This is a genomic window from Halosolutus sp. YCN4, from assembly GCF_059736495.1.
In genome coordinates, this window is sequence record NZ_JCASSM010000004.1 from 524,313 (window position 1) to 540,313 (window position 16,001).

The 16,001-nt window shown below is 65.5% G+C and carries 15 protein-coding genes and 1 pseudogene; 9 read left to right on the top strand and 7 right to left on the bottom strand.

All coding sequences use genetic code 11. The annotated features are described in order from the left end of the window. Positions 1 to 18: 18 nt before the first annotated feature. Positions 19 to 1,419 carry an NAD-dependent succinate-semialdehyde dehydrogenase gene (locus AC6I6X_RS17270; RefSeq protein WP_497931764.1) on the bottom strand — a complete coding sequence of 467 codons (1,401 nt, stop codon included), beginning with the start codon at positions 1,417 to 1,419 and terminating at the stop codon, positions 19 to 21. A 225-nt stretch (positions 1,420 to 1,644) separates the two neighbouring features. Between AC6I6X_RS17270 and gdhB the strand changes: the two genes are divergently transcribed. From gdhB to AC6I6X_RS17290, 4 genes are all read left to right on the top strand, one after another. Further along, complete coding sequence (gdhB, locus tag AC6I6X_RS17275) at positions 1,645 to 2,919, top strand: glutamate dehydrogenase GdhB (RefSeq protein WP_497931765.1); 1,275 nt, start codon at positions 1,645 to 1,647, stop codon at positions 2,917 to 2,919. A 301-nt stretch (positions 2,920 to 3,220) separates the two neighbouring features. After that, entirely contained in the window at positions 3,221 to 4,081 is an 861-nt protein-coding gene (locus tag AC6I6X_RS17280) for an HpcH/HpaI aldolase/citrate lyase family protein (protein ID WP_497931766.1), read from the top strand. A 220-nt stretch (positions 4,082 to 4,301) separates the two neighbouring features. Beyond that, positions 4,302 to 5,558, top strand: a complete 1,257-nt coding sequence (locus AC6I6X_RS17285) for a Glu/Leu/Phe/Val family dehydrogenase (protein WP_497931767.1) — start codon at positions 4,302 to 4,304, stop codon at positions 5,556 to 5,558. Between the two features lie 94 nt (positions 5,559 to 5,652). Continuing rightward, a complete protein-coding gene (locus AC6I6X_RS17290) occupies positions 5,653 to 6,153 on the top strand; it encodes a DUF2062 domain-containing protein (RefSeq protein ID WP_497931768.1) in 501 nt (166 codons plus the stop codon). 40 nt (positions 6,154 to 6,193) lie between these two features. On the opposite strand, the gene AC6I6X_RS17295 is transcribed toward AC6I6X_RS17290, so the two are convergent. Then, complete coding sequence (locus AC6I6X_RS17295) at positions 6,194 to 7,336, bottom strand: acyl-CoA dehydrogenase family protein (protein WP_497931769.1); 1,143 nt, start codon at positions 7,334 to 7,336, stop codon at positions 6,194 to 6,196. Between the two features lie 200 nt (positions 7,337 to 7,536). Continuing rightward, positions 7,537 to 8,742, bottom strand: coding sequence for a DUF7544 domain-containing protein (locus tag AC6I6X_RS17300; protein WP_497931770.1), 1,206 nt, complete (start codon positions 8,740 to 8,742; stop codon positions 7,537 to 7,539). 178 nt (positions 8,743 to 8,920) lie between these two features. On the opposite strand from AC6I6X_RS17300, the gene AC6I6X_RS17305 reads away from it, so the two are divergent. Next, positions 8,921 to 9,730: an RIO1 family regulatory kinase/ATPase domain-containing protein gene (locus AC6I6X_RS17305; RefSeq protein ID WP_497931771.1), complete on the top strand. Its 810-nt coding sequence runs from the start codon at positions 8,921 to 8,923 to the stop codon at positions 9,728 to 9,730. Between the two features lie 285 nt (positions 9,731 to 10,015). Continuing rightward, positions 10,016 to 11,551 (top strand): aldehyde dehydrogenase family protein, encoded by a 1,536-nt coding sequence (locus AC6I6X_RS17310; protein WP_497931772.1) that lies wholly within the window; start codon positions 10,016 to 10,018, stop codon positions 11,549 to 11,551. Between the two features lie 90 nt (positions 11,552 to 11,641). On the opposite strand, the gene AC6I6X_RS17315 is transcribed toward AC6I6X_RS17310, so the two are convergent. From AC6I6X_RS17315 to AC6I6X_RS17330, 4 genes are all read right to left on the bottom strand, one after another. Next, the gene (locus AC6I6X_RS17315; RefSeq protein WP_497931773.1) at positions 11,642 to 12,643 is read right to left on the bottom strand and encodes a patatin-like phospholipase family protein; all 1,002 of its coding nucleotides are present in this window, start codon (positions 12,641 to 12,643) and stop codon (positions 11,642 to 11,644) included. 314 nt (positions 12,644 to 12,957) lie between these two features. Next, entirely contained in the window at positions 12,958 to 13,467 is a 510-nt protein-coding gene (locus AC6I6X_RS17320) for a hypothetical protein (protein ID WP_497931774.1), read from the bottom strand. A gap of 198 nt (positions 13,468 to 13,665) precedes the next feature. After that, positions 13,666 to 14,082: a hypothetical protein gene (locus AC6I6X_RS17325; RefSeq protein WP_497931775.1), complete on the bottom strand. Its 417-nt coding sequence runs from the start codon at positions 14,080 to 14,082 to the stop codon at positions 13,666 to 13,668. Positions 14,083 to 14,179: 97 nt separating this feature from the next. Next, entirely contained in the window at positions 14,180 to 14,362 is a 183-nt protein-coding gene (locus AC6I6X_RS17330) for an HVO_0649 family zinc finger protein (protein ID WP_497931776.1), read from the bottom strand. Between the two features lie 458 nt (positions 14,363 to 14,820). On the opposite strand from AC6I6X_RS17330, the gene AC6I6X_RS17335 reads away from it, so the two are divergent. From AC6I6X_RS17335 to AC6I6X_RS17345, 3 genes and pseudogenes are all read left to right on the top strand, one after another. Further along, entirely contained in the window at positions 14,821 to 15,093 is a 273-nt protein-coding gene (locus AC6I6X_RS17335) for a DUF8103 family protein (RefSeq protein ID WP_497931777.1), read from the top strand. 105 nt (positions 15,094 to 15,198) lie between these two features. Continuing rightward, positions 15,199 to 15,486 (top strand): ArsR family transcriptional regulator, encoded by a 288-nt coding sequence (locus tag AC6I6X_RS17340; protein WP_497931778.1) that lies wholly within the window; start codon positions 15,199 to 15,201, stop codon positions 15,484 to 15,486. A 343-nt stretch (positions 15,487 to 15,829) separates the two neighbouring features. After that, positions 15,830 to 15,922, top strand: a pseudogene (locus AC6I6X_RS17345) (surface glycoprotein); the annotation flags it as partial. Between the last annotated feature and the right edge of the window lie 79 nt (positions 15,923 to 16,001).

Consider the following 16,001-nt stretch of genomic DNA (forward strand, 5'->3'; position numbering starts at 1 on the left):
GTCCGTCTCCTCGCCGGCCTACTCGACCATGTCCGTCTCCTCGCCGGCCTCGTGCTGGATCCAGATCGTCTTCGTGTTCACGAACTCGCGGATGCCGTCGCGGGCGAGTTCCCGCCCGTAGCCGGAGTCTTTCACGCCGCCGAAGGGGAGTCGCGGATCGGACTTGACGAGTTCGTTCACGAACGCCAGCCCGGACTCGAACTGACGAGCGACCCGCTCCCCTCGCTCGAGGTCTGCGGTCCAGACGCTCGCGCCCAGTCCGAACCGGGTGTCGTTGGCCTTCTCGATCGCGTGCTCCTCGTCGGGCACTTCGAACACGGTGGCGACGGGCCCGAAGACTTCTTCCTGGTCTGCAGGGGAGTCCTCGGGCGGGTCCGTGATCACCGTCGGCGGGTAGTACGCGCCGTCGCGGTCGATCGGCTCGCCGCCGAGTTCGAGCTGGCCGCCCCGGTCGATCGTCTCCTCGACCTGCGCGTGGAGGTCGTCCATCAGGTCTTCGCGGGCCTGCGGGCCGATGTCGGTCTCCTCGTCCATCGGATCGCCGACGACCTGCGCGTCCATCTCGTCGACGAACCGATCGAGGAACTCGTCGTAGACGTCGGTGTGGACGATGAACCGCTTGGCGGCGATGCAGGACTGCCCGTTGTTGATGAGTCGGGCCCGGATGGCCGTCTCCACCGTCTTCTCCATCGGGGCGTCGTCGAGGACGACGAACGGGTCGCTGCCGCCGAGTTCGAGGACGGATTTTGTGAGTTCACTGCCGGCCGTCTCGGCGACGGCACGGCCCGCGCCGTCGCTCCCCGTGAGCGTGACGCCCGCGATGCGATCGTCCTCGAGTACCGCGTCGATCTCGTCGGCGTCGATCAGCAGGGACGTGAAGACGCCGTCGGGGTAGCCAGCCTCCCGGAAGACGTCCTCGATCGCCCGCGCGCAGCCGGGGACGTTCGAGGCGTGTTTCAGCACGCCGACGTTCCCCGCGGTGAGGTTCGGCGCGGCGAAGCGGAACACCTGCCAGAAGGGGAAGTTCCACGGCATGATCGCGAGGATCGGCCCCAGGGGCTGGGAGACCACTTTCGTCTCCGCGTCCGGTTCTCCAGCCACGGGTTCGTCGGCGAGGAACTCGGCGGCGTGCTCGGCGTAGTAGTCACAGACCCAGGCGCACTTCTCGACCTCGGATCGGGACTGATCGATCGGCTTGCCCATCTCCTCGGTCATCAAGGTGGCGTACTCTTCGGCGTTGTCGCGGAGGACCTCCCCCGCCGCGGCGAGCAGTTGCTGGCGTCGCTCGATCGGCGTCGCCCGCCACTCGGGGAACGTCTCGGTCGCGCGCTCGATGCGTGCGTCTCGATCGGTTCCGGAGTCGTCTTCGAAGGTGTCGACGACCGCGCCGGTCGCCGGATTGGTGCTCTCGATCGTCATGGACCGATCGTCCACGCGAACGGGCTTGAATCGAGGCCCGGCGAGTACGTGTCGAGCGACTTCGATCGGGTGTGCAAATATTGCACGAACCGGTGCGAAGTAGCAAGGGTTATCGGGGGCGTGGCGGAAGTTCTCCTATCGGAACCCGGAGCCGATCGCTGCGGAGGCGGCCATCCGCTGGTCGTCCGCGACTCGCACTTCGGGACGAGACACAACGGCGCTACCATGACAACAGCTAAACCCACTCCGGAAGTCGAAGAAGAGAGTGCCGTCGAGACAGCCCGTCGCCAGCTCGAGCGGGCAGCCACCCACCTCGACGTCGACGAAGGGATCGTCGAGCGACTGCGACACCCGCGGGACGTCTATCGGGTGACCATCCCGCTCGAACGCGACGACGGCAGCCGCGAGATGTTCACCGGCTATCGCGCCCACCACGACAGCGTTCGCGGCCCCTACAAGGGCGGGTTGCGCTTTCACCCCGGCGTGAGCGAGGACGAGTGCGTCGGCCTCTCGATGTGGATGACCTGGAAGTGTGCCGTGATGGACCTCCCCTTCGGCGGCGCGAAAGGTGGCGTCGTCGTCGATCCGAAGGACCTCAGCGAGGCGGAGACCGAACGGCTCACTCGCCGGTTCGCCGAGGAACTCCGTCCCGTCATCGGACCGATGAAAGACATCCCCGCGCCCGACATGGGAACCGGACCCCAGACGATGGCGTGGTTCATGGACGCCTACTCGATGCAGGAAGGCGAGACCACGCCCGGCGTCGTCACCGGGAAACCGCCCGTCATCGGGGGCTCGCACGGCCGCGAGAAGGCGCCCGGACGGAGCGTCGGCATCATCACCCGCGAGGCGATCGACTACTACGACTGGAACCCCGAAGAGACGACCGTCGCCGTCCAGGGGTTCGGGAGCGTCGGGGCCAACGCGGCCCGCTACCTCGACGACCTCGGGGCGTCGATCGTCGCCGTCTCGGACGTCGACGGCGCGATCTACGACCCCGACGGCCTCGACACGACCGACGTCGAGGACCACGACGAGACGCCGGGGATGGTCTCCGGGTACGACGCCCCCCGATCGCTCACGAACGAGGAACTGCTCGAACTCGACGTCGACGTGTTGATCCCGGCCGCGATCGGCAACGTCCTGTCCGGTGAGAACGCCCGCGACGTCCGGGCCGACCTGATCGTCGAGGGCGCGAACGGGCCCACGACCTCGACGGCCGATCGGATCTTCGAGGAACGGGGGATCCCCGTCGTTCCCGACATCCTCGCGAACGCCGGCGGCGTCACGGTGAGCTACTTCGAGTGGCTCCAGGACATCAACCGTCGCGCGTGGCGACTGGAGCGGGTGCACGAGGAACTCGAAACGGAGATGCTCCGGGCGTGGGAGGCCGTTCGCGACGAGTACGACGCCCGCGACGTCACGTGGCGCGACGCGGCGTACATCGTCGCGCTCTCCCGGGTCGCCGAGGCCCACGAGAGCCGCGGGCTGTGGCCCTAGGGCGGCGAGCCGGCGGGAACCGGCCGTCTTCGATACCAGTCACCCACACCCCTCGTTCAGAGTGAAACCCCACCCCGTCGTCGGGGGTTCCGGTCCTGCATTCTTTTCACTCTGAACGAGGGGTGTCCGTCGTCCTCTCGCCAGCAAGTCGCCCTCCCGAGACCACTCTCCTGCCGACCCCCTCTACCGCCGGGGGCTCCCCCCTGCCGAGGCTCCCCTCCCGCCGAAACTCGCCCCGCTCGTTGATCGCGGGGCCACCCGAGACGCGTATTTCTTTGGTCGTGGATTGCGGAGACCACGTATGGTCCGCAGAAGTGTCATGTTCACGCCCGGCGATCGGTCCGAGATGCTCCGGAAGGCACCCGAGGCGGGGGCCGACGCGATCGTGTTCGACCTGGAGGACGCCGTCGCCCCGGCGCGCAAGGACGAGGCTCGCGAGGCCGTCCGAGAGGTGCTGGCCGATCCCGACTTCGATCCCGACCCCGAGGTCTGCGTGCGCGTCAACGCGACCCCGGACGCGATCGCGGCCGATCTCGACGCCGTACTCGCGGGGTCCGACGCCGTCAGTCTCGACAGCGTGATGCTCCCGAAAGTCGGGTGCGCCGACGACGTTCGACACCTCGCCGACGAACTCGAGGATCGCGGCACCGTCGTCCCGATACTGGCCCTGATCGAGAGCGCCCGCGGCGTCCTCGACGCGCCGGCGATCGCGGCCCAGTCCGCGACGGACGCGCTGGTCTTCGGTGCGGAGGACCTCTCGGCGGACGTCGGCGCGACGCGAACCCCCGACGGGACGGAAGTCCTCTACGCACGCGAGCGCGTCGTCGTCGCGGCCGCAGCACACGACTGCGACGCGATCGACACGCTCGTCACCGATTTCGGCGACGACGAACAGTTGCGCGAGGACACCGAGCGATCGATCCAGCTGGGGTACGACGGCAAACTGGCGATCCATCCCGCCCAGGTCGGTCCGATCAACGCGGCCTACACCCCCGACGAGGACGCGATCGAGTGGGCCGACGCCGTCCTCGCGGCGAAGCGAGCGGCCGACGCCGAGGGCCGGGGCGTCTTCGAGGTCGACGGCGAGATGATCGACGCCCCGCTGATCGCCCAGGCCGAACGGATCCGCGATCGCGCCGCGGCGGCGGGCGAGTGGGAGTGACGTGCCGACGGACGAGCAGGAACGCCGCTCCGGCGAACGAGACCGGCCGATCCACGATTCCCGTCAGTCGATATGACGGGCCGATTCTCCATTCCCGCCAGTCGATGCGAGCGTGACAGCCCCACAATATATAATGGGATCAGAATACCTTATATTGGGACTTATGCCCTATGAGGGGCATTCGTCACGTTTATTTTGGTTTCCTCGGAAGCTACAGCCAATGGCAGGAGAAGCAAACCCGTTCGAAAGTCTGCAGTCACAGATCGACGAGGCTGCGGACTACCTCGACATCGGCGACGACGTGATCGAGCGGCTCAAACACCCCGAGCGCGTGCTCGAGACCAACCTCACCGTCGAGCGCGACGACGGCGACCTCGAGCGATTCACGGCGTTTCGCTCGCAGTTCAACGGCGATCGCGGGCCGTACAAGGGCGGCATCCGCTACCACCCGCAGGTCTCGCGCGACGAGGTCAAGGCGCTGTCGGGCTGGATGACCTACAAGACCGCGATCGTCGACATCCCGCTCGGCGGTGGCAAAGGGGGCATCATCATCGACCCCGCCGAGTACTCCGACGACGAGATCGAGCGCGTCACGCGCGCCTTCGCGAAGGAACTGCGCCCGCTGATCGGCGAAGACCGCGACATCCCCGCCCCCGACGTGAACACGGGCCAGCGGGAGATGAACTGGATCAAGGACACCTACGAGGCCCTGGAGAACACCACCGAGCCCGGCGTCATCACGGGCAAGAACCTCGCCAGCGGCGGGAGCGAGGGTCGCGTCGAAGCGACCGGCCGATCGACAGTCATCGCCGCCCGCGAGGCGTTCGACTACCTGGACAAGGACCTCGAGGGCGCGACCGTCGCCGTGCAGGGCTACGGGAACGCCGGCTGGATCGCCGCGAAGCTGATCGACGAGATGGGGGCGACCGTCGTCGCCGCCAGCGACTCCAGCGGCGGCATCTACAACCCCGACGGCTTCGACCCCGTCGCCGCGAAAGAGCACAAGAACGAGACGGGCAGCGTCGTCGGCTTCCACGACGCCGACGAGGAGGTCACCAACGAGGACGTCCTCACGATGGACGTCGATCTGTTGATCCCCGCCGCGCTCGAGAACGCGATCGACGGCGACCTCGCCGAAGACGTGTCGGCTGACGTCATCTCGGAGGCCGCGAACGGACCGCTGACGCCCGAGGCCGACGCCGTCCTCGAGGACGAGGACGTCTTCGTGATCCCGGACATCCTCGCCAACGCCGGCGGCGTCACCGTGAGCTACTTCGAGTGGGTCCAGAACCGCCAGCGCTTCTACTGGTCCGAGGAGAAGGTCAACGAGGAACTCGAGAGCCACATCGTCGACGCCTTCGACGCGCTCGTCGAAACGATCGAGGAACACGACATCGCCAACCCACGGACCGCCGCCTACGTCGTCGCCATCCAGCGCGTCGCCGACGCCTACGCCGAAGCCGGTAGCTTCCCGTAGTCGGGTGCGCTTCCCGTAGTCGGGGATCGGTACGCGGGGCGTGTTGGGCCGAGGACGATATCTTTTTACTGGTCGGCGGATATCAAACGACCGAGTGATCCGCGAGCGGCTAGCCCGGTATCGTGATCGAGCCCGCCGAGCGCTGATGAATGCGTTCCGGGAGGAACACACCCCGCATCAGATCGGCGTGAGCTTCGGGATCGGGGTCTTCATCACGTCGCTTCCCACGGGCGGACTGGGCGTCGCCCTCTTTTTCATCTTCGCCGCGCTGTGGTCGTGGATCAGCAAACCAGCGATCTTCGCCAGTGTCGCCGTCCTCAATCCGTTCGTCAAACCGGCCGTCTACGTCGCGAGCTTCCAGGTCGGCGGCTTCGTGCTCGGCTCGCGATCGATCCGATCGGGCGAGACCGCCGCAGAAACGGCCGGCATCGCCGTCCAGCAGTTGCTTCTCGGAAACGTCCTGGTCGCCGTCTGTCTCTCCGTCCTGGGGTACGTCCTCGTCGTTCACCTGACCCGTGCGTACCGACGACGGCGGCGACGTCAACAGTTCCCGTCGCTGCTGTCGGTCCTGTTCGGTCCGTTCCGACCCGACTAATCCGGTCTCCTCGACCCGTACCGATGACGAGAACCTGCCGCTAGAGGCCGAGTTCGCGGCCGATGACGAGGTGCTGGATCTCGCTGGTTCCCTCGCCGATCTCCATCAGTTTGGCGTCGCGATAGAACCGCTGTGGGGCGAAGTCGGTGGTGTAACCGTAGCCGCCGAGCACCTGGACGGCGTCCTCGGCGACCTCGCGAGCCGCCTCGCTGGCGTCGAGTTTCGCCAGCGCCGACTCCTGGGTGACCGACTGGCCCTCGTCGTACCGTTTCGCCGCCTTGTGCGTGAGCAGACGCGCCCGCTCGGTCTTGCGGTGCATGTCGACGATCTTGTCGCGGATCGCGTCGAACTCCGCGATCGGCTGGCCGAACTGCTCGCGCTCTTTGCTGTAGGCTTTCGCGTGTTCGTACGCGCCCTGGGCCAGGCCCGTCGAGAGCGCGGCGATCGAGATTCGCCCGCCGTCGAGGGTCTTTTTCGTCTGGTCCCAGCCGTCGCCCTCCTCGCCGAGCAGGCGATCCGCCGGCACCCGGACGTCGTCGAGCTGGATCTCGCAGGTTGGCGAGGCGTTCAGGCCCATCTTGTCCCAGATCGTCGTCACCTCGAAGCCGTCGTCCTCTCGGGGGTCGACGATGAACGTCGAGATGCCGTCGTACCCCGCGTCGGGGTCGGTGACGGCCTTGACGAGGACGGAGCCGGCCTCCGAAGCGTTCGTGATGAACTGCTTCGTCCCGTTTATGACCCACTCGTCGCCCTCCTTGCGCGCCATCGTGTCCATGTCGGAGGCGTCGGAGCCGCTACTCGGTTCGGTCAGCGCCCAGCCGCCGAGGTACTCGCCCTCCGCGAGCGGGCGGAGCCAGCGGTCTTTCTGTTCCGGCGTGCCGAAGAGTTCGATCGGCTTCGACGCGAGCGACGTGTGCGCGACGTAGGAGAGGCCGATCGAACCGGAGACGCGGCCGATCTCTTCGGCCACGAGCGCGTACATGAGGGTGTCGCCGCCGAGGCCGCCGTACTCCTCGTCGATCGGCACGCCCATCATGTCCAGGTCGGCGAGCTGGTCGAAAATCTCCGCGGGGAACCGGTGCTCGTCCTCGATCTCCTGGGCGATCGGTTCGATCTCCTCCTCGCAGAAGTCCCTGACTGTCTCGCGGACCATCCGATGCTCGTCGGGCAGGTCGAAGTCCATACGCAATACTTGCCGGGGTAGGGGTTAAACGCACCGACGTGTGTCCGTGACGAAACGAACGTCGCTCCCGCCGACGATCGCACGATCCCCTCGCCCGCCGGCGATCGGACGAGTTAGTGGCCCCGCCGACGATCGGACGGGCTAGCGGCCCCGCCGACGATCGATCGCGCGATCTCCCTTTACGCGGGCGATTGGACGAGTCACCAGCCGCGATCGTCGTCTCGGTCGTCCGGGTCGTCGTCCCACGGGTCGCTGTCGTCCCGATCGCCCCACGGCTCGTCGGCCTCGTCGGACCACGAGTCGTCGGTCGAGTCCTCGCGACCGTCGGCGTCGGTCTCGCGGTCCCACGCGCCCGACTCGTCCCCGTCGTCGGTCCCCCAGCGCCCGTCGGGGCGGTCCTCGTCGTCGGGGGTGGGGCCGGCGAGTTCGCCGCCGTCCGATCGGATCGCGGCGCGCTGGTCGGGAATCAGGTCGAGTTCGGGGTTCGTGTCGCCGAGCAAGAGCAGTGCGTAGTACTGGAAGTACGAGCGGACGGGCATCCAGACGAGCCCGTAGAACAGGGCGTAGACGACGAGGGCGACGAGGCCGACGGGGATCGCGAGGAAGACGCCGATCTCCCCCAGCGCGAGCGTCAGGAGGGCGATGACGACGAAGGGGATCGCGAGCAACAGGCCGCCAAAGAGCAACGCGAAGCCGATGGCGATCTGGGCCACGGCGAGGATGATCCAGGCGAGAAGCAGGTAGACGACGTACTCGGTCCAGTTCGCCGCGAACGTCCCCCAGAACCGTCGCCAGCCGCCGAGGACGCCGCGGTCCTCGTGGAGCATGATCGGGGCGACGAACTCGGAGGTAAAGCGCATCACGATCGCGTAGAGGCCGTAGACGAGGAACGCGAGCAGGACGATCGCGATGATCCAGCCGGCGAGGAGGGCGTCCGGCCCTTGCACCAAGACCACGTACAGGATCGGACCGCCCACGATCACTGCCGCGAGGAGGGAGAGGACCGCACGGAAGGCGAACAAGCGGGCGCCACGGCCGACGTTCCGGCGCGCGTACCGCCGGACGTGGACCTCCGTCGACCGGAGCGACTCGATGAAGGCGAACTCCATGACTGCGCCGACGAACGCGAACAGCAACCAGAGCGTTAGCAAGATCCCGGCCCCGATCGCCAGGATGAGGACGAAGTCCGCCGGAAGGTCGTCGACGGTGGGTTGGGGTCCGGGCCCGGTACCGGGGCTCTCGGCGAACGATCCGGCGTCGCCGCCCGGAACCGTCGGCCCGCCCGCACTGAACCCGACGACGAACAGCACGATGATCGAGAGCTTGAGCCACGTTCCCGCATCGATCGGCGTCAGCAGGTTCCGCGTCGCGTCGATCGCGTCGCTGAGGTCGTCGACAGCGTCCATGTTAGATCGACAATAGTTTTCGGGGGTGAAAATAATACTGTTCTGCGAGGCGATCGGTTCCGGAGCGACGTCGCCGATCGCTCCCGGCGGCAGGCGAGCGACCAGTCCGGGCGGCCACCGTTCTATCCTCGACGCGACACTTCGGGAGGCATTTAACCTCGAACACTCTGTCTCTGGTATGGACATCCGCCAGCTCGCTCGAGGGAACGTCGAGTGGGACCGCATCGAGCGCGTCGTCCGGACGCTGGCGGACCGTCACGACCGTGAAACCGTCCGCGTCGAGTTCCTCGACGCCGACAACTGGCTCTCGACGCCGTGTGTCATCGACGACGAGTGGTTCGTCAAGATCGTCTCCCGGCAGAACGCGCTCGTCCACGCCGTCCTGACGACCGGCCGGAACGTCGGTGCGTTCACGTCAGGGACGGGCGGCTTCTTCGGCCGGTTCGACACGCCGCGCCAGATGGTCGAACACGAGTACGTGGCGACCGAACGGATGCGCGAAATCGGCGTCAACGCACCCCGTCCGATCGAGGCGTTCGAAGTCAACGGGCTCGGCGTCCTCGTCCTGGAGTACCTCCCGAAGTTCGAGTCGCTCGACGACGTCCCGGACAGCGTCGTCGAGACCCGGGCGCCGGACCTGTTCGCCATGCTCGCCCAGCTCCACGATCACGGGCTGGCCCACGGCGACCTCCGGGCCGAGAACATCCTCCTCTGTGACGACGGCCTCTACTTCATCGACGCGACCAACGTCCACGAGGACCGGGTCGCCGAGACGACCGCCTACGACCTCGCGTCCGCGCTCGCCGTACTCGAACCCCGCATCGGCGCTCGTGCGGCCGTCGACGCGGCGACGACGGCCTACGACCCGGCGACCCTGCTCCGGGCACGTCGGTTCATCGACTTCGTCCGGTTGCGCCCCGACCACGAGTTCGATTCGACGACGCTCCGCAGCGAAATCGAGAAGGCCGCGGATCTCGGCGCGAAGTGAGTCGACGGCCGGCCCGATCGGCGTCTCCAGTCCGTCGCGGCCGGCACGGCACTCGTCGATCGGACAGCCGGTGATCGATACGATCGCGACCGAAACCGGATCCGGGCTCCCGGTGAGACAAGCGTTCGGCAAGGCCCCCTCGTGTACACGAGCGAAAGGTGCTGTCCGAGGGAGTGAGTACATGTTCACTATCGCAAGTAATTCGGTCATAGTGATCGGTTTCGAGCGTGGGAACGGCGGATATCCACCATCAATATTTTCACGTCGCTCGTTGGTAATTCGAGTATGAGCCAGCACGCTACCGAGCAGGTGCACGGCCACTACATCGGCGGGAACTGGACCGACGGCGACGGCGTCGACACGTTCGACAGCGAGAACCCGGCTACGGGCGAGACGCTGGCGACGTTCCGGCGCGGGACGCCCGACGACGTCGACGCGGCGCTCGCGGCCGCGGAGGACGCCTTCGAGGAGTGGCGCGACCTCTCCTACATCGATCGGGCGGAGTACCTCTGGGACATCTACCACGAACTGCGCGATCGCCACGAGGAACTGGGCGCGATCGTCACGAAGGAGTGTGGCAAGGAGATCTCGGAGGGGAAAGCCGACGTGACGGAGGCCTGGCACATGGTCGAGTGGGCGGCGGGCAACGCCCGTCACCCCCACGGCGACGTCGTGCCGAGCGAGGTCGGCGCCAAGGACGCCTACATGCGCCGGAAACCCCGCGGGGTCGTCGGCTGTATCACGCCGTGGAACTTCCCGGTCGCGATTCCGTTCTGGCACATGGCGATCGCGCTGGTCGAGGGGAACACGGTCGTCTGGAAGCCGGCGGAGCAGACGCCGTGGTGCGGCCAGATCATCGCCGAGATGTTCGAGGACGCCGGCATCCCCGACGGCGTGTTCAACATGGTCCAGGGCTTCGGCGACGCCGGCGCGGCCATCACCGACGACGGGCGCGTGGATACGGTCCTCTTCACCGGTTCGGCCGAAGTGGGCCACGAGATCGCGAGCAAGGTCGGCGGCGAACCCGGCAAACTGGCCGCCTGCGAGATGGGCGGCAAGAACGGCATCGTCATCACCGAAGAAGCGGACCTCGACATCGCGGTCCACTCGGCAATCATGTCGAGTTTCAAGACGACCGGCCAGCGCTGCGTCTCTAGCGAACGGCTGATCGTCCACACCGACGTCTACGACGAGTTCAAAGACCGGTACGTCGACGTCGCCGAGAAGATCGCCGTCGGCGACCCTCTCGAGGAGGACACGTTCATGGGGCCCGCGATCGAGACCGACCACCTCGAGAAGATCCGCCGGCACAACGAGTTGGCCCAGCAGGAAGGCGGGGAGGTGCTCGTCGATCGGTTCGAACTCGACGACGCGGAGATTCCCGACGGCCACAGCGAGGGCCACTGGGTCGGCCCGTTCGTCTACGAGATCGATTACGATCCCGACCTGCGATGCCTGAAAGAGGAGTGTTTCGGCCCCCACGTCGCCCTGATCGAGTACGAGGGCGACGTCGATCGGGCGATCGAGATCCACAACGACACCCCCTACGGGCTGGCCGGCGCGATCGTCTCGGAGGACTACCGCCAGATCAACCGGTTCCGCGATCACGCCGACCTCGGCCTGGCGTACGCGAACCTGCCCTGTATCGGCGCCGAGGTCCAGTTGCCCTTCGGCGGCGTCAAGAAGTCCGGCAACGGCTACCCGAGCGCCCGCGAAGCGATCGAAGCGGTCACCGAGCGCACCGCCTGGACGATGAACAACTCGAAGGAGATCGAGATGGCGCAGGGGCTGTCGGCAGACATCATCACGCGCGACGACTGATCCGGTCCCGATCGCGTCCGTTCCGGCCCCGTACCCGCGTGTGGACGTGGAGGGTGGGTGCGGATTCGCGGGTCGACCAGGATTGTGGAGTTAGGGCGCGCCGCGGAACGCGTCCACCTGTGATTCGCCCATCGCCATCAGGTCGCGGACGAACCCCGACCTTCGGTCGACCTTCGTCGAGGTCTCTACCGCTTCCGGGAGCGTGATGCGCCGGATTTCGGTCTTCGAAAACTCGTCGGTAGGAAGGTGACCGGCGTCGATCCACCCGTTGACTCGCTCGACGAACTGCAGTTCCTGGTTGAGCGAGATGTTCCCCGAGAGTTCGTTGCGCCGTTCGGAGATCTCCGCCATCGAGTTCGGCTCGCCCTCGTGCTTCTGCGGGTTGACCTGGACGATCCAGAGTTCGTCCGGTTTCCGGGCCGCGTCGACCGACATGAGGTCCATGATCGGCGGATTCTGTGAGAACAGCCCGTCCCAGTGGTACTGGCCGTCGATCTCGACCGGCTCGAACAGGTCCGGGACGGCCGCCGACGCGACGATCGCTCTGGCCGTCACGTCCTCGTTCGTGAACGTCCGGAATTCGCCAGTGTTGACGTTCACCGTCCCGACGATCAGGTCCGGGGAATCGGTTTCGAATCGGTCGTCCATCGTCACGAAGTCGACGGTACTCTCGAGCAGTTCCAGAAGTTGCGTTTGGTTCTCCGAGACTGGTGGGAACACGGACGGGCTAATCTGTGGCATAGGCCCGCCTCGCGACTCGATTCGCGTTCGGATGGTCTGGAGTACGTTCATCCAGTAGTCCATCGGCGACGACGGGGTGATGTCGTCCCAGACCTCGTCGAGTTGCCGGATCGCACGGTCCGGCCCCGCCGACGTCAGGCCGTCCCACGCGGTCACCGCGCAGATCGCTCCGCCGGACGTCCCGGAGATGCCGACGAGTTCGTGGTCGTCGTTCCAGGTTCGGAACAGTTCCTGTAGCGCGCCCGCGGTGAACGCGGTGTGACTGCCGCCACCCTGACAGGCGATCGCGACGTTCGTCTCCCCAGGTTCGAGCGGATCCCCGGCGTCGGCCGTAGATGGCGAGTCGTTCACGGCATCACTTCCAGACCAGCGACGCATAAGCAGGCGGCAAGCGATGGCACGTCGAACCGGCTGTCGCCGGATTCCGGCGCTCGAAACGGGTTCCGAGACCGACTGGCGGGACCATCCGCCGGAACGGCCTCGATAGCGACGCCGACATCGCCGCGCTTGCAACGAACTGTGTCGATAACTGCCGACGCGCTGGAGGTCGAGCGGCACTGCCGGCGTGGACGTGGCCGTCCCAGCGGCCCATGCATCATAGAGTTTCCGAGAACCGACTCGGAGACGTCTCTCGAAGACGGAACTCGACGATCCGGTCGCGAGCGTCACCGCCAGCGACGCGATCGGTTCCCGTCGATGGCTGTGCGAACCAGCGGATACCACGTCCCGAGGACGGCCCCGTAGGCGATGAGGGCCATCAGGCTCGCCCCGTGTTGGCACGGCAGCGACAGGGTTCCGCCGGTCAGTTCGATCCAGAGCGGCACGCCGTACGCGACGCCGACGAGCCAGCAGATAGTGCCGTAAGCGACGCCGAAACAGCCGCCGAGGAACGGCGAGCGAAGCGCGGCCGCGAGCGGCGCCGGCGCCCAGCGGTGGGTCGCCGCGCGCGTGAGCCCCGCGACGAACGCGACCGCAGCGACGAAGCCGTGGCCGACGACGAATCCCCAGTTGTTGACGCTGTCCTCGAGCCCGTACAGTGCGGGGATAGCCTCGAGGTGGCCGGTCGCTGCGACCAGTTCGGCGAACGTCAGGCTGGCGAGCAGGGCCGCGACGAGCGCGCCGGAAATCGTTCCGTCCGAGGGAATGTCGTATCGACCGGAACGTCCGTATGACATGAATGTTCGATGCATCGCACGGGCATAAATAAGTAGTTGAATGCCGGCTCCCCGTTCGGAAGCACTGTCCGTTCCGCATTCACATCTCGCGCACACGTCCTGGACCGACCGATCCGAGCGACGCACCTGGATCGGCGACTGGTGCGTTGCTTTCCCTGAACGGCCAGCGAGCGGTCTCGCGACCCGACCGGACCCGGTTCACCGATCGGCAGCCGCGACCGGGACGTCGAGGTGGGCGGCGAGGATCGCGGTCTGGACCGTCCGCAGGTCGGTATCCTGAACCATCGCGGCGGCCTGGAACAGTTCGCGAGCGCGTGCGACGCGCTCCGGCCTGGCGGCGAGGTGAACGAGATCGAACGCGTCGGGATCGACGCGGGTCGCCGCCGCGAAGTCCGCGGCGTCGTACAGCGCGGCGAACGCCTCGACGACGGCCCCGAGAAGTGCGTCGGTCGCCTCGGCACCCGGATCGCCGGCCGGAACCGAGCCCGTCGCCTCGTCGAAGTAGTCGTCGAGGTTGACGACGCCGGCCGCCTCGTACACCGACTCGGCGAGCGCGTCGTGGACCGGCCCCGTGACGTAGACGCCGAACACTTTGTACCGGTTACCGCCAGTCATTACCCCGTGTTTCGGTATCGTGCCATAAATACGTGCGAGCGAGCGAATCCGGTCGGTCGATGATCGCGTCCCGGACGTCGCGATCGCAGTTGCGGCGTCATCCGAGCGTGAAGGTGTGTTCTCGGCTCGCATCACAACTGGGACAGACGTGCCGGTAGACGATCCGTCGGCCGTCCGTTCGGCTCGTCCAGTTTCCCTCCTCGTCGACGTATCCGCACTCCGGACACTTCTTCTCGGTGGTCTCGTAACGTCGGCGGAGTCGATCGAGCGGTGTTGGCATACCACATAGTAGGATTCCCGAACGTAAAAATCGATCCGACAAACCGGTGCTCCCTTCCGACGACCGCGCGCGTAATCGAGCAGGTTTCGGTAGTCGATCGGATCGAAACGATGCGCATACCGACGGTCCATCCGGGCGAACCATCACTGTCCGCTGGCGTCGGCGATGGTACTACGCGAGATCGATACCTCGGTCGACGACTCTCGGCCGAATATTTTACCATCTGATTGAAGTTATTCCCGAGCACACGGTCGGATGCTTCCCTAACCGGAGCGACTGGCAACTGATACGTTTACGATCCTGTTTTGCCAGTCCCCGGCCCCACGGATTCTATCGTGCAAATATTACCAGAAATATTGTTGGCGAGATATAACAGATAGGGAACAAACCGATGGAATATACTGTTGGTATGAGATATGGCCGATAGTGTAATGTGTAATGGGTGTAGCATTTCTTCTATGACCAGGGAGGAAGGGAACACCCGAAGTCGGCAGAATGCCGGATCAGGCATCGAGGAACCGACGATGGCCTGGGAGGTCGCGAAATTGCTGTTGACGGCTCACTCGCGTTCCGGACGGGCACTGGAACAGTACCTGTTACTGCACCACTTCGAAGACCATGGAGACGTCGACGAACTTCGAACGACGATCGAACGGGCGATCGAGGATCACGAACGCATCATCGAGGAACTCGAGGCTGCCGGCGAACGGATCGACCCGTCGTCCGAGTGACTCGAAGGCCGTCGATGGGCCGTAGATACCGGACCGTTTTACCGCTAGTATTAGGATTTCAACATTTACCACAATAATAATAGGGCTCCTATCTGATTTTGCTGTATGAAACTAACCTATCCGACGGACTTTGCTATTCTGGAGGCCCTCTCCGACGGAAAACGGAACAACGCGGTGAATATTGCACACGAAATCGACAAAAACCGATCGTACATCAACACCCGACTCCCACTGTTGGCCGACTACGAACTGGTCGAATCCGTCGGTCCGGCGCCGAACAGTGGACTGTACGAGATCACCGAGCGGGGTCGCGCCGTCCTGGAACTCGAGGACGCGTATCGACGGGACGATGTCGACTTCGAGGCGTTGCTCGACCAGGAACTCTCGAACTGATCGGATAGGGGTCACCGCGATCTCGCTCGAGGGGCGCAGGTTTTCGTTCAGAGTATCGCTCGTTTGTTCGTCCTGATATCCCGTTGGTGTTTACTGGATGGTGGTACGATAGAAGATATACCGTTGACACGTATCAGAATGCGGCCAATAAGTCTTTAACCACGCATTCTCACGAGGTATGGCGGAATCGTTCGCGTAACTGATTATCACTTAGTCAGAACATTTAAGTCAAACTAGTAGTTACCAACGGCATGTACCGGCAGTAGATAGGCATGCGATATCCCATCGCGACTCGCCTGGTGTGCCGGTGCAGAACCAACCCAACGCGATACTCACGACAACAATGACAGACAACAGAACGCAGATTCGTGCTGTACTCCTGACCCTCGTCATGGTCGTCTCCGTTTTCGGAGGGACCGTGGCGTTTGCTGGAGGTGCAGCAGCAGATGCAACGACCGTCACTGGTGACGTATCACCAAGTGCGGTCCAGGCACAGGCAACCGAAGATCTGACAG

Bases quoted from the DNA above. Each gene is read 5' to 3' on its own strand.
- AC6I6X_RS17305 (WP_497931771.1), top strand. From the start codon at position 8,921: ATGGACATCCGCCAGCTCGCTCGAGGGAACGTCGAGTGGGACCGCATC.
- AC6I6X_RS17320 (WP_497931774.1), bottom strand. From the start codon at position 13,467: ATGTCATACGGACGTTCCGGTCGATACGACATTCCCTCGGACGGAACG.
- AC6I6X_RS17280 (WP_497931766.1), top strand. From the start codon at position 3,221: ATGGTCCGCAGAAGTGTCATGTTCACGCCCGGCGATCGGTCCGAGATG.
- AC6I6X_RS17310 (WP_497931772.1), top strand. From the start codon at position 10,016: ATGAGCCAGCACGCTACCGAGCAGGTGCACGGCCACTACATCGGCGGG.
- AC6I6X_RS17335 (WP_497931777.1), top strand. From the start codon at position 14,821: ATGACCAGGGAGGAAGGGAACACCCGAAGTCGGCAGAATGCCGGATCA.
- AC6I6X_RS17300 (WP_497931770.1), bottom strand. From the start codon at position 8,742: ATGGACGCTGTCGACGACCTCAGCGACGCGATCGACGCGACGCGGAAC.
- AC6I6X_RS17285 (WP_497931767.1), top strand. From the start codon at position 4,302: ATGGCAGGAGAAGCAAACCCGTTCGAAAGTCTGCAGTCACAGATCGAC.
- gdhB (WP_497931765.1), top strand. From the start codon at position 1,645: ATGACAACAGCTAAACCCACTCCGGAAGTCGAAGAAGAGAGTGCCGTC.
- AC6I6X_RS17270 (WP_497931764.1), bottom strand. From the start codon at position 1,419: ATGACGATCGAGAGCACCAATCCGGCGACCGGCGCGGTCGTCGACACC.
- AC6I6X_RS17325 (WP_497931775.1), bottom strand. From the start codon at position 14,082: ATGACTGGCGGTAACCGGTACAAAGTGTTCGGCGTCTACGTCACGGGG.
- AC6I6X_RS17295 (WP_497931769.1), bottom strand. From the start codon at position 7,336: ATGGACTTCGACCTGCCCGACGAGCATCGGATGGTCCGCGAGACAGTC.
- AC6I6X_RS17340 (WP_497931778.1), top strand. From the start codon at position 15,199: ATGAAACTAACCTATCCGACGGACTTTGCTATTCTGGAGGCCCTCTCC.
- AC6I6X_RS17330 (WP_497931776.1), bottom strand. From the start codon at position 14,362: ATGCCAACACCGCTCGATCGACTCCGCCGACGTTACGAGACCACCGAG.